This window comes from Alphaproteobacteria bacterium (assembly GCA_024244705.1).
Taxonomy (GTDB): domain Bacteria; phylum Pseudomonadota; class Alphaproteobacteria; order JAAEOK01; family JAAEOK01; genus JAAEOK01.
The window spans coordinates 16057-39009 of record JAAEOK010000037.1 but is presented as its reverse complement, the minus strand read 5'-3'; the positions used below and the strand labels follow the sequence as shown (position 1 = coordinate 39009).

Annotated in this window: 20 protein-coding genes; 16 read left to right on the top strand and 4 right to left on the bottom strand. The window is 59.8% G+C overall.

The annotated features are described in order from the left end of the window. Positions 1-83: 83 nt before the first annotated feature. The 5 genes from GY791_05730 (at position 84) to GY791_05710 (ending at position 4806) form a co-directional block, all read left to right on the top strand. Positions 84-1013, top strand: coding sequence for a glyoxalase (locus GY791_05730; GenBank protein MCP4327923.1), 930 nt, complete (start codon positions 84-86; stop codon positions 1011-1013). A gap of 108 nt (positions 1014-1121) precedes the next feature. Continuing rightward, entirely contained in the window at positions 1122-2096 is a 975-nt protein-coding gene (locus GY791_05725) for a thiamine pyrophosphate-dependent dehydrogenase E1 component subunit alpha (GenBank protein ID MCP4327922.1), read from the top strand. Positions 2097-2130: 34 nt separating this feature from the next. Beyond that, entirely contained in the window at positions 2131-3144 is a 1014-nt protein-coding gene (locus GY791_05720; GenBank protein ID MCP4327921.1) for an alpha-ketoacid dehydrogenase subunit beta, read from the top strand. After that, positions 3141-4253 (top strand): acetoin dehydrogenase dihydrolipoyllysine-residue acetyltransferase subunit, encoded by a 1113-nt coding sequence (locus tag GY791_05715; protein ID MCP4327920.1) that lies wholly within the window; start codon positions 3141-3143, stop codon positions 4251-4253. The genes GY791_05720 and GY791_05715 overlap by 4 nt, the downstream gene beginning before the upstream one ends. A 13-nt stretch (positions 4254-4266) precedes the next feature. Beyond that, the gene (locus GY791_05710) at positions 4267-4806 is read left to right on the top strand and encodes a VOC family protein (GenBank protein MCP4327919.1); all 540 of its coding nucleotides are present in this window, start codon (positions 4267-4269) and stop codon (positions 4804-4806) included. A 40-nt stretch (positions 4807-4846) separates the two neighbouring features. Here GY791_05710 and GY791_05705 read toward each other — a convergent pair whose 3' ends face one another. Then, a complete protein-coding gene (locus GY791_05705; GenBank protein ID MCP4327918.1) occupies positions 4847-5641 on the bottom strand; it encodes an SDR family oxidoreductase in 795 nt (264 codons plus the stop codon). Positions 5642-5807: 166 nt separating this feature from the next. Between GY791_05705 and GY791_05700 the strand changes: the two genes are divergently transcribed. The 6 genes from GY791_05700 to GY791_05675 all read left to right on the top strand — a co-directional run bounded on the left by GY791_05700 (position 5808) and on the right by GY791_05675 (position 11467). Further along, a complete protein-coding gene (locus GY791_05700; protein MCP4327917.1) occupies positions 5808-7049 on the top strand; it encodes a M20 family metallopeptidase in 1242 nt (413 codons plus the stop codon). Between the two features lie 20 nt (positions 7050-7069). After that, the gene (locus tag GY791_05695; GenBank protein MCP4327916.1) at positions 7070-7987 is read left to right on the top strand and encodes a phytanoyl-CoA dioxygenase family protein; all 918 of its coding nucleotides are present in this window, start codon (positions 7070-7072) and stop codon (positions 7985-7987) included. Between the two features lie 83 nt (positions 7988-8070). After that, positions 8071-8454, top strand: coding sequence for a hypothetical protein (locus tag GY791_05690; protein ID MCP4327915.1), 384 nt, complete (start codon positions 8071-8073; stop codon positions 8452-8454). 34 nt (positions 8455-8488) lie between these two features. After that, the gene (locus GY791_05685) at positions 8489-9469 is read left to right on the top strand and encodes a hypothetical protein (GenBank protein ID MCP4327914.1); all 981 of its coding nucleotides are present in this window, start codon (positions 8489-8491) and stop codon (positions 9467-9469) included. Between the two features lie 57 nt (positions 9470-9526). Next, the gene (locus GY791_05680) at positions 9527-10654 is read left to right on the top strand and encodes an acetamidase/formamidase family protein (GenBank protein ID MCP4327913.1); all 1128 of its coding nucleotides are present in this window, start codon (positions 9527-9529) and stop codon (positions 10652-10654) included. Positions 10655-10702: 48 nt separating this feature from the next. Then, entirely contained in the window at positions 10703-11467 is a 765-nt protein-coding gene (locus GY791_05675) for an SDR family oxidoreductase (GenBank protein MCP4327912.1), read from the top strand. A gap of 27 nt (positions 11468-11494) precedes the next feature. On the opposite strand, the gene GY791_05670 is transcribed toward GY791_05675, so the two are convergent. Further along, entirely contained in the window at positions 11495-12886 is a 1392-nt protein-coding gene (locus GY791_05670) for an aminotransferase class III-fold pyridoxal phosphate-dependent enzyme (protein MCP4327911.1), read from the bottom strand. A gap of 50 nt (positions 12887-12936) precedes the next feature. Next, positions 12937-13623: a cysteine hydrolase gene (locus GY791_05665; GenBank protein ID MCP4327910.1), complete on the bottom strand. Its 687-nt coding sequence runs from the start codon at positions 13621-13623 to the stop codon at positions 12937-12939. Between the two features lie 78 nt (positions 13624-13701). On the opposite strand from GY791_05665, the gene GY791_05660 reads away from it, so the two are divergent. Then, on the top strand, positions 13702-15180 hold the full coding sequence (locus GY791_05660; protein MCP4327909.1) for a hypothetical protein: 1479 nt from the start codon (positions 13702-13704) through the stop codon (positions 15178-15180). Positions 15181-15239: 59 nt separating this feature from the next. Here GY791_05660 and GY791_05655 read toward each other — a convergent pair whose 3' ends face one another. Continuing rightward, positions 15240-15899, bottom strand: a complete 660-nt coding sequence (locus tag GY791_05655) for a dienelactone hydrolase family protein (protein ID MCP4327908.1) — start codon at positions 15897-15899, stop codon at positions 15240-15242. Between the two features lie 237 nt (positions 15900-16136). Between GY791_05655 and GY791_05650 the strand changes: the two genes are divergently transcribed. The 4 genes from GY791_05650 (at position 16137) to GY791_05635 (ending at position 22925) form a co-directional block, all read left to right on the top strand. Next, a complete protein-coding gene (locus GY791_05650) occupies positions 16137-18206 on the top strand; it encodes a hydantoinase/oxoprolinase family protein (protein MCP4327907.1) in 2070 nt (689 codons plus the stop codon). 53 nt (positions 18207-18259) lie between these two features. After that, positions 18260-20047: a hydantoinase B/oxoprolinase family protein gene (locus GY791_05645; protein ID MCP4327906.1), complete on the top strand. Its 1788-nt coding sequence runs from the start codon at positions 18260-18262 to the stop codon at positions 20045-20047. A 181-nt stretch (positions 20048-20228) separates the two neighbouring features. Beyond that, a complete protein-coding gene (locus GY791_05640; GenBank protein MCP4327905.1) occupies positions 20229-21095 on the top strand; it encodes an ABC transporter substrate-binding protein in 867 nt (288 codons plus the stop codon). A gap of 45 nt (positions 21096-21140) precedes the next feature. After that, positions 21141-22925 (top strand): amino acid ABC transporter permease/ATP-binding protein, encoded by a 1785-nt coding sequence (locus tag GY791_05635; GenBank protein ID MCP4327904.1) that lies wholly within the window; start codon positions 21141-21143, stop codon positions 22923-22925. The last annotated feature ends 28 nt before the right edge of the window (positions 22926-22953 follow it).

The following is a 22953-nucleotide window of genomic DNA, read 5'->3' as shown; positions in this document are numbered from 1 at the left end:
TTCCTGGATGGCCTAGATCGGGAAGTCATGAAATCGCAAAGCAAATCAATCGGTGGGTTCCATTCGAAGGGAGGTTTTCCGCGATGATCACCGGAATCGACAAGGTGGTATATGGCGTCGAGGATCTAGATAAATGCGTAAAGTTCTTCGATGACTGGGGGCTCGCCCTTGTCGAGCGCGATGCCGCTGGCGCTCGCTTCGAGACCCGCGACGGTGCCGAGGTGGTTCTGCGCCCCACCAACGACCCCGCGCTGCCGCCCGCCTTCGAACATGGGTCCACCTTGCGCCGCGTGGTGTGGGGGGTCGAGGACGGGCGCGCTCTCGACGATGTAGTCGGGCGCCTATCCGAAAATTTCAAAGTTGCCGAAGGTGAGGACGGACCGGCCTGTTCGGATATCGATGGCTTGAGTCTGAGCTTTCGTGTGTCGCGTCGGCGCGCATTTGACAACGGCGAACCCGGCATGAACATGGCCGGCAGCGTTCTTCGGATCGACCAACGGGCACCTGTATATGAGCGGGCAAATCCGCTGAATATCGGACATGTGGTCCTGTTCACGCCGGACGTCATGGCCGCGGTGCGGTTTTATCAGGATTCCTTAGGCTTCGTTCTGTCGGACTATTACCCCGAAGCGGGCTTTTTCCTGCGCTGCACCGCAGACGGCGGGCACCACAATCTCTTCCTGCTTCAGACGCCGGACCGCAAGCGGGGGCTCAATCATGTGGCGTTTACAGTGCGCGACGTCCATGAGGTGTTTGGCGGTGGCATGCACGTCAATCGGTGCGGCTGGAAGACCCAGATCGGACCGGGTCGTCATCCCGTCTCTTCGGCCTATTTCTGGTATGTGCATAATCCCGCCGGAGGATTAGCCGAGTATTATGCCGATGAGGATTACTGCACGGCAGCGTGGCGGGCCGAGGCTTGGGAACGCACGCCGGAGAATTTCGCCGAGTGGGCGATCGTCGGCGGGCTTGATGGCACGACACGAAGACAGGTCAGCGGACCGGGCGACTAGCCGCAAGAGCCTCGACGGCTTGACTGAGGCGATACTTGTTGGGCTAGATCGTCGATCGGGATTTAGCAATCGAATCTGGCGGGTTCAGCCCGCTGACTGGACAAGGAGATACGGATGCAGTTGGCGCGGGATGAACTGCTTGCGGCCTATCGTCTGATGAAGACGATCCGGGTTTTTGAAGAACGTGTGAACCTGGAAATGGCGACCGGAGACATCCCGGGCGCCGTTCATCTCTATGCCGGGCAAGAGGCATCGGCTGTCGGAATTTGCCTGCACCTCGACGACCAGGACCGCATCGCATCGACCCATCGCGGCCATGGTCATAGCATCGCAAAGGGATGCGATCCCGAAGGCATGATGGCGGAAATTTTTGGACGCGCGACGGGCACCTGCCGCGGCAAAGGCGGCTCGATGCACATTGCCGACCTCGACAAGGGCATGCTTGGCGCCAATGGGATTGTCGGCGGTGCGCCGCCGATTGCCTGTGGCGCCGCATTGGCCGCCAAATGCCGCAAGACCCACGGCGTGGCGGTTGCATTTACCGGTGACGGCGGCATCAACCAAGGGACCACGGCCGAGTCTCTAAATTTGGCGCGCGTATGGGACCTGCCGGTTATTTTTGTGGTTGAAGACAACGGTTTTGCCGAAGCGACCAGCAGTTCGTGGGCGGTCGCCGGCGACATTCTCAAAAGAGCCGAGGGTTATGGAATTCCTGCCGAGCGTGTCGACGGCCTGGATTTTTTCGCGGTCCACGAAGCCGGCCGGCGTGCGATTTCCCGTGCGCGCGATGGCGCGGGACCCACTTTGCTTCAGATTGTGTTGCCGCGTTATTACGGACACTTCAGCGGCGATGCGGATACCTATCGCACCGCCGAGGAAAAAGAGGCGATGCGCAAGGAACAGGATTGCTTGACGGTGTTCCGCGCGCGCGTGATCGATGCCGCACTGCTCGAACCCGCTCAGCTCGATGAAATCGACGCCACGGTCGACCGTCTCATCGATGAGGCGGTTCAGGCGGCTCGTGCCGCCCCGCGACCTGTGCCCGAGCAAGTGGCGACCGATGTATACGTTCGTTATATCTGACGGCGCGGTCGTTCGGTAATCTGAGGAGGCTCCCATTCCCCAAAAGTCGACACGTCAGGCCTTGAACGAAGCGTTGCGTCACGAGATGCAGCGTGACGCCAACGTCATTGTCCTTGGCGAGGACGTTGCCGGCGGGAAGGGCGCACAGGGCGAGCAGGATGCCTGGGGCGGCGCGTTCGGAGTCACCAAGGGCCTGCTCGGTGAGTTCGGATCGGAACGGGTCATGGACACCCCGATCACCGAGAGCGCCTTCGTCGGTGCGGCGGCGGGCGCCGCCATGACTGGTCTACGGCCGGTGGTCGAGATCATGTTCGTCGATTTTCTCGGCGTTTGTTTCGACCAAATCTTCAATCAGGCAGCTAAGTTCCGCTATATGTTTGGCGGCAAGGCGGTGACCCCGATGGTTATCCGGACTACCTTCGGAGCCGGCAGCGGGTCTGCCAGCCAGCACAGCCAAACCCTCTACCCGATATTCACGCACATACCGGGGCTCAAGGTGGTGGTGCCGTCCAACCCGTATGACGCAAAGGGTTTGCTCATCGAGGCAATCCGCGACGACGACCCTGTAATCTTTCTCGAGAACAAGATCATCTACGACGACTTGGGAGAGGTGCCGGACAACGCCTATATCGTACCGTTCGGCGAAGCGAACATCTTGCGAGAGGGCACAGACGTGACGATCATTGCGCTGGGCAGGATGACCAAACTGGCAGCGCAGGCGGCAGCCACGCTGGCCGATCAGGGTATCGAGTGCAGCCTCCTCGATCCGCGCACCACCTCACCGTTGGACGAGGATACGATCCTCGAGTTTGCCGAGGAAACGGGCCGGGTGGTTGTGGTCGATGAGGCCTATCCGCGATGTGGGATGGCCGCCGATATTGCGGCGCTGATTGCAGAAAAGGCATTTGATGCATTGCAGGCGCCGATCATCAAGGTCACGCCGCCGCACGCACCGGTCCCCTACGCGCCGGAGTTGGAAGCCGCGTTTCTGCCCAGTGTCGAGCGCATCGAGGACGCAGTCCGGAAGGTCTACGGGCACGGGCGATGACCACCGCGTTGCATGCAATAACCATGCCGCGCTGGGGTATGACGATGACCGAAGGTCAGATCGTGACATGGCTGATCGAGGAAGGTGGTACAGTATCGGCCGGCGATGAGGTCGTCGAAATCGAGACCACCAAGATCACGAACGTGGTTGAAACTTCGGAGGCGGGAGTGTTGCGACGCGTGATCGTCGGGGCCGGACAGACGGCGCCGGTCGGCGCGCTGATTGCGGTCGTCGCCCCGGCGGACGTCGACGACGACGCGATCGACCAGTTCGTCGCCTCCTATCAGACGCGCGCGGCCGAATCTGAGGCGATGGCGGAATCCGCCCGGGCCCCACATGTGGTCGAGGCGGGAAACAGCCGCATCAACGTTTTGACTATGGGCGAAAACGATAACACGCCGATGGTTCTGGTCCACGGCTTTGGTGGTGATTTGTCGAGTTGGATGTTCAATCAGGAAGCCCTTGCCGGTGACCGACCCGTCCATGCGCTCGATCTGCCCGCCCATGGCGGATCGGAATTCAGAGGCGAATCGACACTGGCCGCGCTCGTCGCCGCGGTGACCGCAGCGATGAATGCGTTGGAGGTCGCTAGCGCCCATTTGGTCGGGCACTCCCTCGGCGGTGCCGTCGGGTTGTCCTTGGCGCTCGATTCACCGTCCCGAGTTGCGTCGCTGAGCTTGATCTCGCCCGCCGCGTTGGGGCCCGATATCAATAGAGATTATATTGAGGGGTTCATTGCCGCGGAGCGACGTCCGCAGATGAAGGAAGTCCTAAGTCTGTTGTTCGCCGATCCGGGTGCGGTGCGGCGCGATATGGTGCAGGACGTGCTTCGCTTTAAGCGTATGGATGGGGTTCCCGCGGCATTGCGAGCCATCGCCGACGACAATTTTCCAGACGGCCGCCAGAGCCACGTCTTGCGCGGTCGCATCGGCGATATCGAATGCCCGGTACAATTGATTTGGGGCCGCCGTGACGGAATCATACCCGCATCCCAGGCAGATGGTTTGCCTGCCCAAATCAGGGTCCACATGATCGACGATGCCGGGCATATGGCGCATATGGAGCAGGCAGCCATGGTCAACAGGATCATCGCGGAGTTCACGACATGAGAGGTCAGTCGCGATGACCACGAACTATTGCGGATTACCGGGTTTGCAGGGCGGCGACCATGTCGGTCTTACCGTGCCGGATCTCGAGCAGGCAGTCGAATTTTTCGCGCAGGTGATCGGGTGTATTTATGTCTTCGATGGCGGGAGATTTGGCGAAGATCCCGAGTTCATGTCGTCGCGTCTCAACGTCCATCCGAACTCGTCGCTGCGCTATTGTTTCATGCGCTGCCGAAATGGGTTGAATCTCGAATTGTTCGAATACGAGGCTCCGGATCAAAACGCGGCTCCACCGCGAAACAGCGATATCGGCGGCCATCACCTCGCGTTCTACGTCGACGACATCGACGCCGCCGTCGATCATCTGCTATCCCATGGCGTAAAGGTGCTCGGCGATCCCATTCATATCAAAGAGGGCCCGGCGGCCGGTGGGGCCTGGGTCTATTTCATGAGCCCTTGGGGATTGCAGCTCGAACTCGTCAGCTACCCAAACGGCAAAGCCTACGAGGAAACCGCGGACCTACTACTGTGGCACCCTAAATACCCGACACGCTGATTGGGACACCAAGTGCCCGAAAAATGATTCGGGATTCGGGCTAACCGATCTGCCACCCGCCATCGACAACAATCGCCTGACCGGTAACGTAGCGGCTGAGATCGGACGCGAGATAGACGTAGGTGCCGGCGAGGTGATCCAAGGGGCCGAGATGGCCGAGCGGAATACGGCCTTCCAACGCGCCGCGCACTTCTTCCTCGGTGGTTCCCCTCAATTGCGCGCGGTCGCGGAACAGCTGCCTGATCATATCGGTGTCCATCTGGCCGGGGCAGACCGAATTGACCAGGATATCGTGTGGAGCCAACTCTGCCGCGAGGCTCTGTGCCAGTCCGATCATGCCGAATTTCGACGCCGAATAGGCCGCATTCTCGACCCCGCCGCGAAGACCGAAAAGGGACGACGTCAGGATAATCCGTCCGCCTTCGTCCTGTTCAATCATCTGTTTCGCCACCACCTTCGTCGTGATGAAGGCGCCTGTGAGATTAACGTCGACGACCCTGCGCCAGTCGTCGGTGTCAAACTGGACGGCATGCTTCAGCATTAGGATCCCCGCATTGGCGACGACGCAATCGATCCGCCCGAAACGCTTCATCGCGGATTCGACTGCGCGTTCGGTCGATGCCTCATCGGTAACGTCGAGCGAGACGGCCATGGCTTGGTCATCGCCAAGTGAGGACGCCGACTGCCGCGCTTCGTCGGTGGCGATATCGGCAATTACCACCGAGGCGCCATGGTCGGTAAAGGCGCGAGCGACGGCCAATCCTATCCCCCTTGCGGCGCCGGTTATAAAACCGACCTTTCCTTTCAGCAGGGCGCCAGGCGCGTCCTCGGTCATCGCGATCTCCCATTCCGATGGTCAGCCACTATTGGCTGCCGCTATCGCGTGGTCAAGCCGAGGCGATGACGCCCAAGGCGCGTGCAGCGATTATTGCTGGATCGACGGTGAGTAGGCTAGGTTTTCAAATCCAAGCGACCGGTGCATAGGATTGGAGCGAGCGGCCATGACAGCGTGGTTCGAAGGGTCTTCGTTCGTTGAGGGGCGAGCGCGCATCGATCGGTTTGTCGACGAGTCGGCCGATGACCTCGTTGCCCTATGCCACCGGTTGGTTGCTGCCCGTAGCCCCAACCCACCGGGGGACACCACCGGCCCGGCATCGGTTATCGGCGACTTTCTCTCGGCCCATGACATGACATCGGAGATTGTGGCTAGGGTCGATTCCAAACCGAATTTGGTTTCCACCTGCCACAGCGGCGAAGATGGTAACCATCTCGTATTCAATGGTCACCTCGACACGCTGCAGCCTGGCGATGAGGCCGCCTGGCAGGTCCCGGTTTACGAGCTCTCGTGTCGGGACGGCAGGCTGTATGGCTTGGGTATCGGTAACATGAAGGCTGCCGTCGCCGCGCTGTCATCGGCGTTCGTCTTCTTGTCCCAAAATCGCGATCTCTGGCATGGCCAGCTGTCCATGACGGCGGTTGCGGACGAAACCGTCTTTGGTCCCGATGGGGCTGGTTACCTGCTCGAAATGCGGCCGGACCTGTATAGCGATGCGCTAATTTGCGGCGAGGGTCCGGGACAGATGAACCTGGCGATCGCGGAGAAAGGCGTATGCTGGATCGAAGTCAAAGCCAAAGCAGAGCCGGGGCAGGGGATGCTGTCCCACCGCGGCACCTCCGCGATCGCCCGGCTCGCGGAGGCCATCACGGAAGTCGACGCTTTGAACGACGAGACCGCGACGCCGCCAGAGGGGCTCGAATGCCTCGTCGATCACGCCGGCGAACACGGTCTGCGATTATCGGCGAATGTCGGCACCATCGGCGGTGGGCATTTTGTAAGTCAGGTCGCAAGTCGGGCCGTTTGCGAAATCGATTTTCGTATTCCTCCAGGCATGACGGTGGCTGATGTTGAGGCGCACGTGGCGGCCATCGCGAAGCGACACTCGGACGTGAGTTGGCGGCGGATCAAGGCGTGGGATCCGAATTGGACCGCACCGGCCAGCCCGATCGCCGCGTCCGTCGCGAAAGCTTCGGAGGCCGTTCGTAGTCGGCCGTCGAATCCGGTTGTGCGGTTGCCGGCAAGCGATGCAAGCCGCTGGCGCGCCCGCGGCGTCCCCGCCGTTTGCTATGGGCCCCAGCCGACATTGGCGTCGGGTGTGAACGACTATGTGGAGGTCCAGGATCTCTTGGATTGCGTGAAGGTGTACGCCTTGGCCGCGCTTGCGTTTTTTGATACTCACGCATGATGGTGAAGGGGCCTTCATACATGCGCGAGCATGAATGGACGGACGCCGAGCGCGAGACCTACCGCCGTGACGGATTCGTGACCGTTGAAGACCTCATGGATGCCGATTTCAGCCGGCACCTTGCCGAACGGTTCGAATATCTCTTCGCCGGGAACTTCGAGACCGGAATCGAGCCCGAAATGTGCCCGGTCTTCATTGACGGAAACACCACCCCTAGCTCGGGGCTGATCATGGTCAATCCCTGGCGCTGCGATCACACGGTCGCCAACGTTACTCTCGATGCGGGACTTGCGCGAATGATCGCCGATCTCAACGAGTGGCCGGGGACACGCCTGTTGCAGGACAATCTTCATTGGAAGCCGCCGGGTGCGCCGGGCGGCCATTTTCATCGGGATTTCAGTTATCACCGCTGGGCGGTTCCGAATCGTCTCGCCTCGGCGTGGGTGGCACTTGGCGATACGACGGCTGAAGGGGGCACGCTCTGCCTCGCCCGTGGCAGTCACAAATGGCCGGTCGTCAGCAGCACGGAATATGAAAACAAGATCGCCGCGCGCGGCCTCGAAGGCTTCCTAAATCCGGACGGATACAGAGCGGATGTCGAACGCGCTGGCGCCGCGGCGGACCAGGTGCCGGACTTTGCCCATATCGAGGTGCCGGTCGGGGGCGGTGTCTTCTTCAACGATCATATCTGGCACGGGGCCGATCCCAACGACAGTCGTCGCCACCGCAAGGCGATCAGCGTCCATGGTCTCCGACCCGAGACCGTGTTCCATCCCACGATCACGGACCATATCCAATGCCGCTACCGAAAATTCGGCGATCCCAACCTCGATGAGGCGTTTTTCCCCATTCTGTGGCGCCAGGATGGCTATCGGACAGAATGGCTTAACGACTACATGAGCCAGGGCTCGGCGGCGTCCCTGTCCTTGATCGCTTAGCCATGGCGCGGAGCGAGTTTCGCTCCGACCGACCGCGCCCGATCGTACGCGGTCGGCGCGGCGCGATATCGACGGCCCATCCGTTGGCGACCACCGCCGCCCAAGAAATCCTTGGGTTCGAGGGCAATGCGATTGACGCGACCGTCGCCGCTCAGGCGGTCCTGTCTGTTGTCACGCCGGAAGCTTGCGGCTTGGGTGGCGACGGCTTGTTCCTGATCCGCGATCCAGAGGGGGATAGTTACGGCCGTGAACGGCGCGGGTGCTGCCGCTGCGTCCAAACAGGCGACGGCCGTTCGAGCCGACGGCAGCAGCGTCACGGTTCCGGGTGTCGTCGCCGCATGGGCATTGCTGAACGAGCGGTGGGGGAATTTGTCCCTTGGTGCCGTGCTCGCCCCGGCCATAGAGCTGGCGCGCGGTGGCTTTCAGTTGGGGAACAACGTTGCCAAATCGGTGGCTGCCCAGCGTGAGCGCTTGATCTCCGGCGGGGCCGAAAAATGGTCGATGGTGACAACGGATTTGGGCCAAACCATCGTGCAACCCGTCCTCGCCGATCTGCTAAATCGCATCGGAGACAACGGAACTTCCGCCTTCTATGAGGGCGCTATCGCGGCGGCAATTTCACACCGTTGCCGAGAGGCCGGGGGTTTTCTTACGGACGAGGATTTCGCCCGCCACGAAAGTGTGGTGACCGCATCCATCGGTGTCGATTGGCGAGGCGGTCGCGTCTTGGTGCAGCCGCCGATGTCGACGGGGGTGCTCTTGGCGATGATGCTGCAGGGGTTCGAAACTCAAGCCGAGATACCCCAGTCCCTCCTGGACCACGCCTGCATTGAGTTGACGGAGGCGGCGTTCGAATTTCGCGATCGCGTCGGTGATGGCACAGGGCTTCTTGGCAAAAAGCTTGACATAAATCTAGACCGCGCATCGCGACGCGGCGGACCACGATCATACCTTCATACTGCCGGCGTAGCGGTTGCGGATGCCGACGGGCTCGTGGTCTCTTCTTTGGCCAGCGTTTTCGACGACTTCGGATCGGCGATTTACGTCCCCGAAGGGGGTTTCGTCCTCAACAACAGAGCTGAGGGCTTTACGAACCCGCCGAATGATCCGGCGCCAGGCAAGCGGCCGGTTCATACCCTCGCGCCGGCCCTTGTCGAGAGTGACCATGGTGTCATGGCATTGGCGACACCGGGCGCGGACGGTCAGGTCCAGACCCTGCTCCAGATTCTGGTCGGTCTTGCGCGCGAAGGGCTCGAGTTGGATGCGGTCATCGATCGACCAAGGTGGCGGAGCGAACAGGGCAGGCTGCTGATCGACCGGTCCCACGAGCAGGCCGAAACATTGCGGGAACTTGGTCACGATCTTGTCTTGTTGGACGATGGAGACAAGAGATTTGGCGGCGTTGTCTGCGCGGGGCGCTCGGATACGGGGCCTTTCGCCGTTTCCGATTGGCGTCGTCAGGTGTGCTCCGGCGTTATTTGACGATCGCAAACCTGTCGGTGCACGATCAGGTGACGAGATGGCGGGAAGGAAAGCGGAATGACACCCAATGCCGACTATTATATCGCGATCGACCGATCGAAGCGCCTCGCTGAAGATCCCGGGACCGGCCACAACCGTTGGCATCCAGCTATTCCGCCAATCTTGACCGTCGATGAAGGTGAAGTCGTCGCCCTGGAAGCTCGAGACGCTTTCGACGGCCAAATCAAGCCCGGCATGCATGCCCGCGATGCTGCCGGTTTCAATGTCAATCGTATCCACCCGATGACCGGCCCGGTGTGGGTCAACGGCGCTGAACCCGGTGATATTCTCGAGGTCCATGTTACGGCGGTCGAGCCGGGGTCGAGCGGATTTACGATCCAGGGGCCGAAATTCGGCTTCTTGCGCGATATCTATTCCGATGACTTTGTCGTGCATTGGAAGATCAATGACGGCGTCGCCACTTCCGAAGATCTTCCCGGCATCCGAATCCCCGGGGCGCCCTTCATGGGGGTGATGGGGGTCGCACCATCCCATGACCTTATGAATATCATTCACCGCCGTGAAGCTGAGCTAAAGCGCTGCGGCGGATCGGTTTCGTTGCCCAATGCGGACGCCGCCGTGCCGGGCGCCGGCGATATCGCGCGTGATGGTTTGATCTCGATGCCGCCACGAGAATTCGCCGGTAACATGGACATCAAACAGCTGTCTGCCGGCGCTAGGGTAAGAATTCCGGTCTACGTTCCGGGCGCGCTTTTTTCCACCGGCGACGGACATTTTGCACAAGGAGACAATGAATGTTGCACCGCGGTGGAGATGGCGGCGACACTTTTCTGCTCATTCCGGGTCATTAAGGGCGAGGCCCGACGGCGCGGTATCGACCATGTTGAATTCACGCGCGAGGACTACCACACCACCGCGGAGCTGGCGGCACCGCGCCGCTTCTATGCAACGACGGGATTGCCGATTTCACGCGACGGCGAGAACCGGTCCGAAGATCTTAATCTCTCGGCCCGAAACGCGCTGATCCACATGATCGACTATCTCATCGATGCCTATGGCATGACCCGCCAGCAGGCGCTTGTAATATGCAGCGTGGCCGTCGATCTGCGCATCAGCCAAGCGGTGAACATGCCGAACTATTTGGTTTCGGCTTTTTTGCCGACCGACATTTTTTCCGATCGATGAGTGCGTATTTCGCGCCAAGCGTCGCCTCGGGTGTGAAGGAACCTGCGAATGAAGAAATTGGACGGGAAGGTCGCTGTCATAACGGGGGGCGCGTCGGGAATTGGCCGCGCCATAGCACTTGGATATGCCGACGAAGGCGCCCGCATCTGCATCTTGGATCGCGACATCGAAGGTGCGAACAAGGTGTGCGATGAGATCGCCGAACGGGACGGAAGCGCGCGCGGTTTCGGTGTCGAACTCGGCTCGGTCGAAGAGATCGACAAGGCTTTCGAGCGCATCGTGGCGCACGAAGACGGCATCGATATCTTGGTCAATAGCGCCGGAATATTTCTTCTGGCGCCGATCGAGGAGACCGACGAGGCGCTTTGGGACGCCCAGGTTGACGTCAACCTGAAGGCGACATTCTTCTGCACTCGAGCCGTGGTTCCGACGATGAAGCAAAAGGGCAGCGGCCGCATCATCAACATCAGTTCGGTGGCGGGATTGCTCGCTTTTCCAAACTCCGCCGCATACTGCGCATCGAAGGGCGGTGTGGTTAACCTCACCCGTGCCCTGGCCTGTGAGCTCGCCTCGTTTGGGATCAATGTCAACGGGATCGCGCCCGGCAATGTGCGTTCACCAATGAATGCCCATCTTCGTGCCGGTCAAGCCGGCGAGGCCTGGACGGCACGCATGGCGTCGCTGACGCCGACCGGGGTCGGGTTCTATGAACCCGAAGACATTGTCGGCACGGCCGTGTTTCTTGCCACCGCCGATTCGGAACCCTTGCATGGCACGACAGTCACCGTCGACGGCGGCTTCCACGCTTGGTGATATGCCGGTCTGAAACCTCAGGGTCAGCTAAGCGATCGACGCCGCGGAGCGGGAAGCGAATTCCGATTGGATGTCGTCGAGTGTCAGCGTAACCCGATCGAACAGCGCGTCGATTTCCTCACGTGTGATTACGAACGGCGGAGCGAAGATAACCGCCTGGGCGAGCGGCCGGATAATGAGGCCGTGCTCGAGCGCACGCCGCGCGATCCGCTCGGTGATGTCGAGTTCGGCCGGGAAAGGTGTCTTTCGGATCTTGTCCGCGACGATTTCAAGCGCACCCATCAGGCCAATGCCACGGGCTTCGCCGATCATTGGGTGGTCGGACAACGCGCGAAGGCGTGATTGGAAATGCGGCGCGACTTTGACGACGTTGTCGAAAAGCCCGCCCTCTGTGATCAGCTCGACAGCCTTGAGCGCGATGGCGCATCCGACCGGATGCGCTCCGGTGGTGAAGCCGTGGGGAAACTCCTCGACCTCCGTCGCCGCCTCTATGAGCCCGGCCTCTATTTCCTGCGATATGATCACCGCCGAGAGCGGGAAATAACCGGCCGTCAGGCATTTCGAGGTGACGATGATGTCGGGCTTGATGCCATAGGTGGTGCTTCCCCAGAGCTGTCCGGTACGGCCCAAACCGCAGACGACCTCATCGGCGATCAACGGTATATCGTACTTTCGAAGTACCGACTGGATCGCCGCGAAGTAACCGGCAGGTGGCGGGATGACGCCGCCGGCACCCATAACCGGCTCGGCGATGAATCCGGCGATCGTCGACGGGTCCTCGATCTGAACAAGCCGCTCGAGATTGCCGGCCAGGCGACGGGAGTAATCTTCTTCGGATTCGCCGGCCTCGGCGTCACGCCAGTGATGGGGGCAGTCAGTGAACAGGATATCCGCGATCGGCAACCCGAATACCCTGTTGTAGTCCTTTCCGGTCAGGCTCGCAGTTAGCGTCGTTACGCCGTGATAGGCGAGTTCGCGAGAGATGATCTTGCGGCGCTCCGGTCTACCCCGACCATGATTGATCATCCAAAGAATCTTGACCGCGGTATCGTTTGCCTCGGATCCGGAATTCGCGAAGAAGACCTTGCTCATTGGAACCGGAGCGATTTCAAGCAATCTTTCGGCCAGCGCGACCGCCGGTTCGGAATTGCGACCGAAGAAGGCATGATAGGCGCCCAAGCGGCGCAACTGATCGCAGCCGGCTTCGATCAGGTCCTTGTTGTCAAAGCCGGCAACGATATTCCACAGGCCCGAATTGCCTTCCAGAAATCGACGCCCGTGGATGTCCTCGACATAAATGCCTTCGCCTCGACTGATGATGTGTGGACCATCCTCCTCGAGAGTGCCGAGATGGGAGAATCCATGCAGGAAGCTCTTCATATCTCGAGCTTCCACCGAATTCGGAACGTGAGCCGTCATGGCATCCCTGTTGTGTCCTGGCAGCGCCTTCGATCCTCGGTTGCTCCGGCCTAAGCGTGATCGGTCAATCGGCCGATCACATCATCGGTCGACATGACATCACCATAGGCCGCAATGAATACCGAATAAGTTTCAATGTCCTCTTCGTTCGAACGGCCGCCGATAGCATCGGAAACCATGATCGTCTTGAAATCGCGCGTTGCGGCCTCGCGGGCCGTATCCTCGCAGCATACGTTGGTCACGGTGCCGACGACGAGAACGGTGTCGGCACCGAGATCGCGAAGTGTCTGTTCGAGGACGCCGCCGCTGCCGGTAAATCCGCCGAACCTATTCTTGCTGATAATAGGGTCCGCGGCCAAAACGTCGAGGTCCGGCCAAATCGCATGGCCATCCGACCCTTCACTGAGTTCACGGCGGAAATGCTCCCCGGTCTCCGGACCAGCGACATTATCGAAAAAGTTCGACCACCGGTCTTTCGGATCGGGGCCATAGGTCGAAATAACCCAGACCACGTGGCTACCGCGTGCCCGTAACTCGGCCGCCAGCCGATTCACGTTGGGGACGACCGCGCGGGCCGCGGCGATTTCCGCAGCGCTACCCTCGCGCATGAAGTGGATTTGCAGGTCGACCGCGAGAAGTACGGTTTTGCGCGGGTCGACTGCTTCGTATGCGTGCAGCCTTCCGCGGCGGCGCATCACACGTTCGACGACATCCCTGGGGTAACGACTTGCTTCCATCGAGCTTTTCCGAATTGCCGGACCCATGCTATCGCTAATCCGGTAGTGGACGAAACATGAAAAGCGGCAGGGGAAGCCATGATCCGTACTGGCGACGAGTACCTCGAAAGTCTGCGCGACGGCCGGGTCGTATATATCGGCGGTGAGGCGGTCAGAGACGTAACTACCCACCCGGCGTTCCGGAATGCCGCCAAATCCTATGCCCGCATCTTCGATGCGCGGTTCGATGACACATATCGCGACATACTGAGCTTCGAAGAGGGCGGCGAGCGTTTTCCCATGTACTATCTGCGGCCCCGAAGCCGCGCCGATCTCGAACGCCGCACGCGGTCCTGCGAAGTCATCGCCGATTTGACCTACGGTATGATGGGCCGTTCACCCGATTTTATCGGAGGTTACGTTTCGGGGGCGGCCATGCAGCCCGAGGTCTTCGATCGGGGCGCCCACAAGTTTTCACAAAACGTTGTCGCCTACTATGACCGGTGTCTACGCGAGGACCTGTTCCTGTCCCATGCGGTGACTCCGCCGCAGGGCAGCAAGGACGAGAGTTTCGCCGGCCGAAAGGCGCAACGCGTACCGAGCTTGTCGGTCACCCGAGAAACCGATTCCGGCGCCGTGGTAAGCGGCTTGAAAATGCTGGCGACCAGCGCGGTGTTTAGCGACCACGTCTGGATCGGCAACATCCAGCCGCTCGCCCAAGGCCACGAAAAGGAATCGATCACCTGCGTCATGCCGATCAACACGCCGGGGCTGAGCCTTTGGTCGCGGAAGCCCTATGAACGGTACGCCGTCAGCGAATTCGACAATCCGGTCAGCTATCGCTTCGACGAAAGCGATTGTATCGTCGTTTGCGAGGATGTCGCCATTCCCTGGGAAAACGTCTTCACCCATGACGACATCGGGTTGTCGCGACAGATCTACTTCGACACACCAGCGCATACGCTATCGAACCACCAGGCGTGCGTCCGTTTCCGCGCCAAGCTTCGGCTTCTCGTCGGCCTTGCGCGCCGAATCACGGAATCGTCGGGGATCATCAAGGTTCCGGCGGTTGCGGACGAGATCGGCCATCTCGCCGCCCTCTACGGCATGATATCAGGGCTCATTCAAGGTCAAATCCAGGACCACGAAGACCTCGGCAATGGTTACGTCAATTACAACCGGCACATGATGTATGCGACGATCTATTGGTGCACGCAGAACTACGACCAGATCTGCATGAAAGTCAGAGAACTCTCCGGCGGCAGCGTACTCCAGATGCCGGCGGATATTTCGGTGATGGAAAATCCGGAGACACGGCGGCTCTTCGAGGAATACTGGCAAACATCCGAGCACTCCGCGCTCGATCGGTACAAACTCTACAAGCTGGCGTGGGACCTCGTCGGCAGCGATTTCGGCGGGCGTCACCTCCAGTACGAGCGATTCTACATGGGCCCAGCATTCGTGGTTCGCGGCCACAACAACCGGGAATGCGCCTGGCAAGAAGTACTCGACTACGTTGACGAGCTGCTCGGCAGTTACGAGCCGGGTCCCGTCCTTGACCGTGGACTCGCGAACTAAAAAACGAAGACTGGCCGAAGGCGCCAACCGATCAGATTTGCGCCGATCTTTCGCACTGCTCAGAGGTGCTCTTTAAGAAACGCGACGGTGCGATCCCAAGACGCAGCCGCTGATTCCGGATGATGGGCGTCGTCCTGCTCATTGGCAAACGCGTGCTCGGCATCGTAGCGGTGCAGCTCGACCGGATTGGATGAGCCGCCAAGGACTTTTTCCAAATCGTTGACCAGTTCCGGCGTGCACCACCAATCGGTATTGGCGAAGTGACCTTGAAACGGAACGGCGATCGCCGCCGGGTCGGCTTGCTCCTTGGGTGGAATGCCGTAATACGAGACGCCGGCGCTCACCTCGGGCAATTTCACACAGGCGATGATCGTCAGAGCACCGCCCATGCAGTAACCGACGACTCCAACCTTGTCGACCGACTCCTTCAATTTTTGACAGGCGCCGCGTACTTCAACCTCCGTCGCGCCGACCCAGTCGAGACCTTCCATCATGTGGTTGGCCTCATCCGGCACCTGGGTCACGCGGCCGTGGTATAGGTCCGGCGCCAATGCGGTGAAACCGGCCTCCGCGAAACGGTCCGCGACGCCCTTGATCTGCACGTTGAGGCCCCACCATTCCTGCAAGACAACAATGCCGGAGCGCGCATTTGGTGCGGCGGCAAGGTAGCCTTCGGCGGTACTCCCGTCCGGGCATGAGAACGTAATCATTTCGCCCATGGTTTCGTGGCCTCCCAACCTATTTGTGAACGCGGTCCGCTAGATTAACCATTTTACTACGAGGCATCATAGTCCCCGATTTGCTCAGGCTAGATCAAGAAAAACCGGCAGTGTTTGGCGCTTGCCGGACCCATAACGTGAGTCTTGGCGCGATCAAGTCCATTGAATAGGATTAAATGATGTGAAATCCTAAGAAATTGACTAGGCGTTCAAACTAATGCGGATTTGGTGCCTGCGATGCGAATGTCGGCAGATGTAGGTGGGACATTCACCGACTTGGTGGTTGAGAGTGGCGACGGTCGATTTCGCCTCTTCAAGTCGCCGACGACGCCTAATGATCCGGTTCAGGGCGTGCTCGATGTCCTTGAAGTCGCCGCCGCCGACATCGGCGAAACGCGAAGCGAGTTGTTGGGCGGGTGCGAGCTGTTCATGCATGCGACGACTCGGGCCACCAACGCGATGTTGACGGGGAAAGTGGCGCGTACGGCGTTCCTAACTACCGAGGGACACCCCGATATACTGCTCCTTCGCGAAGGTGGCAGAATCGATCCATTCGACAATACCGTGCCTTTCCCGGGACCGCTGGTGCCCCGGCACCTAACGTTTGAAGTCCCCGAGCGCATGCGTGCCGACGGCGTCGTTCACAAGCCCCTCGACGAGGTCGAAACACGGAAAGTCATCGACCGAGTTCGGGACGAGGGGGTCGAAGCCGTCGCCGTTTGCCTGTTGTGGTCGATTGTCAATCCTTCGCACGAGGAACGGGTCGGGGAACTGTTATCCGAGCATCTTCCATCGATTCCAGTAACATTGTCGCATCGCTTGAATCCGTCTATGCGCGAATACCGGCGCGCCTCGAGTGCCTGTATCGACGCGTCTCTCAAGCCAGTCATGTCGGAATATCTGGAGTCGCTCGAGAGTCGCCTGCGTGCCAACGGATTTGGCGGTCGGCTGCTGACGGTAACCTCTCAGGGTAGCGTCGTCGACGCGGCCGATCTCGCGGCCGCACCGGTTCACTCGTTGAATTCCGGTCCGTCTATGGCGCCGGTGGCCGGACAATACTTTGCCCGTGCGGAGATCGCTGCCGAAAACGCGATCGTCGCTGACACCGGGGGCACCAGCTACGATGTCAGTTTGGTGCGAAAAGGGCGCATTCCGTGGACACGGGAAACTTGGATCGGACAGCGAATCCGTGGCCACATCACAGGTTTCCCATCGGTTGACGTGCGCAGCATTGGCGCCGGTGGCGGCTCGATCGCGTGGGTTGACGCGGGTGGAATGCTTCATGTCGGCCCACAGAGCGCGGGTTCCGTGCCTGGCCCGGTCTGCTACGGCCAAGGCGGCACGGAGCCGACGGTGACCGACGCCGCCCTCGTGCTTGGATACATCGACCCCGAATTATTCCTTGGCGGCGCCATTCGCCTCGATGTCGAGCGTGCGCACGCTGCGATGAAGGAAAAAATCGGCGACCTCTTGGGCCTCGAGACGAGCGAGGCGGCAGCGGCGATACTCAATGTCGTCAGCGAGAACATGGTTCAGGCCATCGAGGATATAACGATCAATCAGGGGATCGATCCACGTAACGCGACTCTAATCGGTGGCGGTGGCGCTGCCGGGCTCAATTCAGTTCAAATCGCGCGGCGTCTCGGATGCAAACAAATAATATTCCCGGCGGCCGGTGCAACTCTGAGTGCGGCTGGTGCCCTGATGTCGGACCTGAGCACCGAGTTCAGCCGAACCACATTCACCACCAGCGATGCCTTCGATTTTGCCGGAGTGAATACGACCCTTGCCGATCTTGAGGAAAAATGTCGGGCATTTCTCGATGGCCGAGGCACGGGTACACTTGAACAAACAATCGGCTTTTCGGTCGAGGGCCGCTATCCACATCAGGTGTGGGAAATCGAGGTGCCGCTCGCCAAAGGAAGTTTCGACGGTCCCGCCGATGTCGATCGATTGGTCGCCGATTTTCACGATCTCCATGAGGAAATGTTTGCGGTCGCCGACCGCAAATCGCATGTCGAAGCGGTGACCTGGCGGGCCAAGGCGCGGGCTGCGCTGCCTCGTGCAAACGGTGCTACAGTTTTGGAACGCGAAGTCGAAGGCAAGGATCGCTGGTCCCGGATGGCCTATTTTTCCGACGTTGGGAGTGTCGATACATCCGTATTGAGATTGCAGGCCATGGTGCCGGGCGAACGTCTCGACGGACCGGCAATCGTCGAGTCGGATTTCACGACGGTGGTCATAGATCCAAGCACGTCCGCCTTGCGGTCCGCGGACGGGAACCTGGCGATCAGTTTGGATGGCTAAGTCGAGCCATATAGCTCACGACTGACGACGCGATCGTAAACGAGGCAGGCGCGATGGCAGAGCGAAGTTATGATGGGGTGAGGCTCGCAGTTCTCTCGAAGAGATTCGAAAGCGTTGCCTCAAAAATGGCGAACACGCTCCTGCGAACGGGGCGCTCCGGCGTGCTGAATATGGCGCGCGATTTTTCGTGCTGCGTTGTGACGGCGAAATGCGAACTCATAGGCGCTGCGGAATGCTACCCGATACATGTCTTGCGCGGTCCGGATATCATGACGAAGGCGATGAAGGAGTTCCATCCAGACCTCAAACGCGGCGACGCCTACCTTCACAACTCTCCATATCACGGCAACTCGCATGCTGCGGATCACGTCCTCCTGGTTCCGGTGATCGACGACGACGGCGTACATCGGTTCACGGTGTTCGCCAAGGCGCATCAAGCGGATTGCGGAAATTCGCTGGCGACGACCTACATGGGTGCCGCTCGCGACGTTTATGAGGAGGGCGCACTGATTTTCCCGGCGGTCAAGATACAGTCCGACTACCAGGATATCGATGACATCATCCGCATGTGTCAAATGCGTATCCGCGTTCCAGGGCAATGGTACGGCGATTATCTTGCGATGCTGGGCGCGGCCCGTATCGGGGAGCGCGCCATGCTCGAAATGGGCCGCGACGTGGGTTGGGATACCCTGGCCGCGTATACCGAGGAAATGTTCGACTATTCGGAAGATCTCATGATCCAGGCCGTCCGTGAGATGCCGAGCGGTAAGGCGAACGCCACCGCAACCCATGATCCCGTGCCGGGAACCCCACCCGACGGTATCACCGTCAAGGCGGAGGTCGAAGTCGACAGTGCGGCGGCCAGGATCACAGTCGATCTTACCGACAATCCGCAGGCCTATCCCTGCGGTCTCAACCTTTCTCAGGCCTGCGCGCTGTCGGCGTGCATGGTTGGAGTGTTCAATTCGGTTGGGCACAAAGTGCTGCCGAATGCCGGCAGTTACCGGCGTATTGACGTCAGACTGGGAGAGGGCACCGTTTGCGGTATTCCGCGCCACCCGACAAGCACATCCGTCGCGACAACAAATCTCGGCGATCGGGTGACTTGTGCGGTGCAACGAGCGCTCGCAGAAATCGGTGACGGTATCGGTATGGCCGATTGCGGCGCCGCGATTCCGGCGACCGGAGCGGTCATATCCGGTTTGGATCCTCGCCACGGCAACCAGCCATTCTGCAATGAGGTGATCCTCCTTGGCGGGAGCGGTCCCGGGACGCCGTACACCGATGGATGGCTAACAATGCTGACGATGGGGAATGCCGGAATGCCTCTGGTCGACAGCATAGAAGTAGACGAGATTCACCACCCGATGCTGATCCATGAGCGCCGCCTGATCCCGGACAGTGAAGGCGCTGGTCGATTCCGCGGCGGCCCCGGTTTCCGGGTGGAATATGGCCCGGTGAATTGCGACATGGAACTCGGCTACGTCTGTGACGGCAGTCTTAATCCGGCGCAGGGCGCCCGCGGCGGGCTCGGTGGCTGCCCAGCCCGGCACTATAGGCGGACGGTAGATGGCGAATTGATCGAGGTTCCGGACTCGAGCGCACAGTACGTGCTCGAAAGCGGAGAGTCGGTTATCGCCTATACACCGGGCGGCGGCGGATACGGCATGCCGGTGGAGCGCGATCCCGAACAAGTGCGCAAGGACGTCGAAGAGGGATGGATCTCGGTCGAGAGGGCGGGATCAGTGTACGGTGTCAAATTCGGCGATGATGGGCAGGTCGATGACGAGGCGACGGCCCGGCAGCGTGCCAGGCTCGTGGGAGACGGGCTTGCGGCATGATGGCGAAGGTTGGCGAGGAAAGTCTGGTTGCTTTGATCTGAAGTGGTAGGTGAACGGGTAAACTGACACAGGCCGGATCGTCCCATGGGCCACCCGGCGATACAGCTATTAGATGCGAGGAAAGAGGCCGTCGTAACGGTCTAGGTTAAATCTGGAACTGGGAGGAAATGGAATGACTACCATGAAATGGCTTAACATCACCGCGGGTGCCGCGATCTCTTTCGGCGTTGTTTTTGGAATGAGTATGTCGGCCCAAGCGCAGGACAAAAAGTGCGAGCCGGACAAGGTCGCCGAGAAGTACCCTGCCATTGCAGGTAAATTGCTGAAAATTGGCGCCGACCCGACAACGCCCCCGTATGTCTTTCGCGATGGCGACGATTTCAACAAGATCATCGGCTACGATGCCGATCTTGCCCGGGCCGTGTTCGAATGTGCGGGGGTTGAGGTCGAGTTCCAGCTCGGCGGCTGGTCCGGCCTGTTGCCGGCGTTAGTCGCCGGCCAGATCGACGTGATGTGGGATACCCTCTACTACACGGCTGAGCGCGCTGCGGAAGTCGACTACGTCGTCTACATGCAGGCCGGGACCGGGGCGATGACCCAAAAGGGCAACCCGAAAAACATCATGAGCCTGGAAGATGCCTGTGGGAGCGTTTTCAGCGTTGGTCTCGGTACGGTCGAAGAAGCTGCCATGCGCGACCAGAGCAAGGAATGCACGGACCTCAATAAAGACCCAGTCGAGATCATGACCTATCCTGATGTCGCGGCGGGCTTTCGTCAGGTTCAAAACGAACGCGCCGACATCATGTTGTCGGACCTTAGCCTGCTGACCAAGCATTCGCTGGACAATCCGGGCGTCTATGAGATCGCGTTCAAGATCCTGACCGGATTCAAGATCGGCGTCGCTGTTGTCAACGACGCCAACGATTTGCTCGCGGCGGTTAGTGACGGTCTCGAAATCATGGAAGCCAACGGCACCAAGCATGAGCTTTTCATCAAATACCAAATGGATCCGGATCTGACGTTGCCGACGGAAATACTGCGCGATTAGGCGGCGTGATAAATCATTGAACGCATGACACTGCGTTAACAGCGGATGGTTGTGCTCAAGCGAGTCGGCCGGACCCTGACCCTGTCGTTTGGGGTCGGGGTCCTACTGATCGTCTTCTATGGTCCCATAGAGAATGTTTGGGGCATCTCACTGGAGGAGCTTGCCAGCGGGGGAAAGCGCGTCGAAGCGGAAACCGGCACATTCCTCGCCTGGTTCAACGAATTCCTTTCCTACACGACATCGCAGTTCCTGATCGACGGTGCGATTTTGGCGGTTCAGATCACCGTCCTGTCGATGGCGATCGGCCTGTTTCTCGGCCTGATGCTGGCTCTGATGCGGCTGTCGAACATATGGCCGGTCAGCGCGCTCGCGTGGTTCTACATTTGGTTCATGCGCGGCACGCCACAGCTGTTGCAGCTTGTATTCATCTACGATGCGCTGCCGTTGGTTGGCCTTAAATTCGATACCTTCACGACGGCCATTATCGGATTCGCGCTCAACGAAGCCGCTTTCAGCGGAGAGATCATTCGCGGCGGTATAATCTCAGTCGACCGGAGCCAACGAATTGCCGCAGCGTCGCTGGGTATGGGCCCTGCGTTGACGCTACGCCGAATCATCATGCCGCAGGCGCTGCGCGCGATTCTCCCGGCGATTACCAACGACACGATTTCAATGCTCAAGCTGACGTCGATTGCCTCGGTCATCTTCGTCAATGAATTGACATTCCGTGCCCAACAGATTGTCGGCCAGAATTTCAAATTCTTTACCGTTTTCGCCGCCGCGGCTGTGATTTATCTCGTGATGACGAGCGCGATTTCGATCGCTCAAGCCTTGCTCGAGCACCATTTCAACGTGGAAAAGGAACCGACGGCGCCGGGCGAGGGTGCGTTGGGCCGGATGTTCGGATTCCGCGCGGCGACTCCGCCAATATCGGCGCAACCGCAGTCACTGCCAATTTCTTCGGCGACGGCGGCCAGGCCTTTGATTCCCGATCGGTCGGAATGGATGGACCTGTTGACCGCAACCGATGCGATTGACGAGTCGCGTTCCGGCGAACCGTTCGTGGTCTGCAGTAATGTGCACAAATCCTATGGCAAGAACCATGTGCTGCGCGGAATTGATATGACCGTGGGTCGCGGCGAAGTCGTCACGATCATGGGCCCCAGCGGTTCCGGCAAGAGTACCTTGCTTCGCCTCGTCAACCACCTCGAACATGTCGACGACGGTGAAATTACCGTCGACGGCAAATATGTCGGCTATGAGCGGGTGAAGGACAAGTTGCGCCCGATACGGCACCTTGCGAAGGCCCGAGCCGAGGCTCGCATTGGCATGGTGTTTCAGCACTTCAATCTGTTTAGTCACTTTACGGCGATGGCCAATGTTACAACGGCGCCGATCTATGTCTATGGCGAGCCGGCGGAAGAGGCGGAAAATTTGGCGAAACGTCTTCTCACCGATGTTGGTTTGGGCGACCATCAGAGCCACTTGCCGCACCGGCTTTCGGGAGGCCAGCAACAGCGTGTGGCGATCGCACGCGCGTTGGCGATCTCTCCACGCCTGATGTTGTTCGACGAGCCAACATCGGCACTCGATCCCGAATTGGTCTCCGAGGTGTTGTCCGTAATTCGGCATTTGGCAGAAGCCGGTATGACGATGATCGTGGTGACCCACGAAGTTCGATTCGCCCAAGAAGTCGCCGACCGCGTGATCTTCATGGACGAAGGTGTCATCGTCGAGGAAGGGCCGCCGGATCAGGTGCTGAGCGATCCCAAGGAGGAACGTACGCGGCGTTTCCTGCGGTTGGTCGAGCGTGACGCCGATACATTCTAAGGGAATCAAGGTCAGCCGATTGAGGTCG

Bases quoted from the DNA above. Each gene is read 5' to 3' on its own strand.
- GY791_05730 (MCP4327923.1), top strand. From the start codon at position 84: ATGATCACCGGAATCGACAAGGTGGTATATGGCGTCGAGGATCTAGAT.
- GY791_05715 (MCP4327920.1), top strand. From the start codon at position 3,141: ATGACCACCGCGTTGCATGCAATAACCATGCCGCGCTGGGGTATGACG.
- GY791_05710 (MCP4327919.1), top strand. From the start codon at position 4,267: ATGACCACGAACTATTGCGGATTACCGGGTTTGCAGGGCGGCGACCAT.
- GY791_05705 (MCP4327918.1), bottom strand. From the start codon at position 5,641: ATGACCGAGGACGCGCCTGGCGCCCTGCTGAAAGGAAAGGTCGGTTTT.
- GY791_05700 (MCP4327917.1), top strand. From the start codon at position 5,808: ATGACAGCGTGGTTCGAAGGGTCTTCGTTCGTTGAGGGGCGAGCGCGC.
- GY791_05695 (MCP4327916.1), top strand. From the start codon at position 7,070: ATGCGCGAGCATGAATGGACGGACGCCGAGCGCGAGACCTACCGCCGT.
- GY791_05685 (MCP4327914.1), top strand. From the start codon at position 8,489: ATGGTGACAACGGATTTGGGCCAAACCATCGTGCAACCCGTCCTCGCC.
- GY791_05680 (MCP4327913.1), top strand. From the start codon at position 9,527: ATGACACCCAATGCCGACTATTATATCGCGATCGACCGATCGAAGCGC.
- GY791_05675 (MCP4327912.1), top strand. From the start codon at position 10,703: ATGAAGAAATTGGACGGGAAGGTCGCTGTCATAACGGGGGGCGCGTCG.
- GY791_05670 (MCP4327911.1), bottom strand. From the start codon at position 12,886: ATGACGGCTCACGTTCCGAATTCGGTGGAAGCTCGAGATATGAAGAGC.
- GY791_05665 (MCP4327910.1), bottom strand. From the start codon at position 13,623: ATGGAAGCAAGTCGTTACCCCAGGGATGTCGTCGAACGTGTGATGCGC.
- GY791_05660 (MCP4327909.1), top strand. From the start codon at position 13,702: ATGATCCGTACTGGCGACGAGTACCTCGAAAGTCTGCGCGACGGCCGG.
- GY791_05655 (MCP4327908.1), bottom strand. From the start codon at position 15,899: ATGGGCGAAATGATTACGTTCTCATGCCCGGACGGGAGTACCGCCGAA.
- GY791_05650 (MCP4327907.1), top strand. From the start codon at position 16,137: ATGCGAATGTCGGCAGATGTAGGTGGGACATTCACCGACTTGGTGGTT.
- GY791_05645 (MCP4327906.1), top strand. From the start codon at position 18,260: ATGGCAGAGCGAAGTTATGATGGGGTGAGGCTCGCAGTTCTCTCGAAG.
- GY791_05640 (MCP4327905.1), top strand. From the start codon at position 20,229: ATGAAATGGCTTAACATCACCGCGGGTGCCGCGATCTCTTTCGGCGTT.
- GY791_05635 (MCP4327904.1), top strand. From the start codon at position 21,141: ATGGTTGTGCTCAAGCGAGTCGGCCGGACCCTGACCCTGTCGTTTGGG.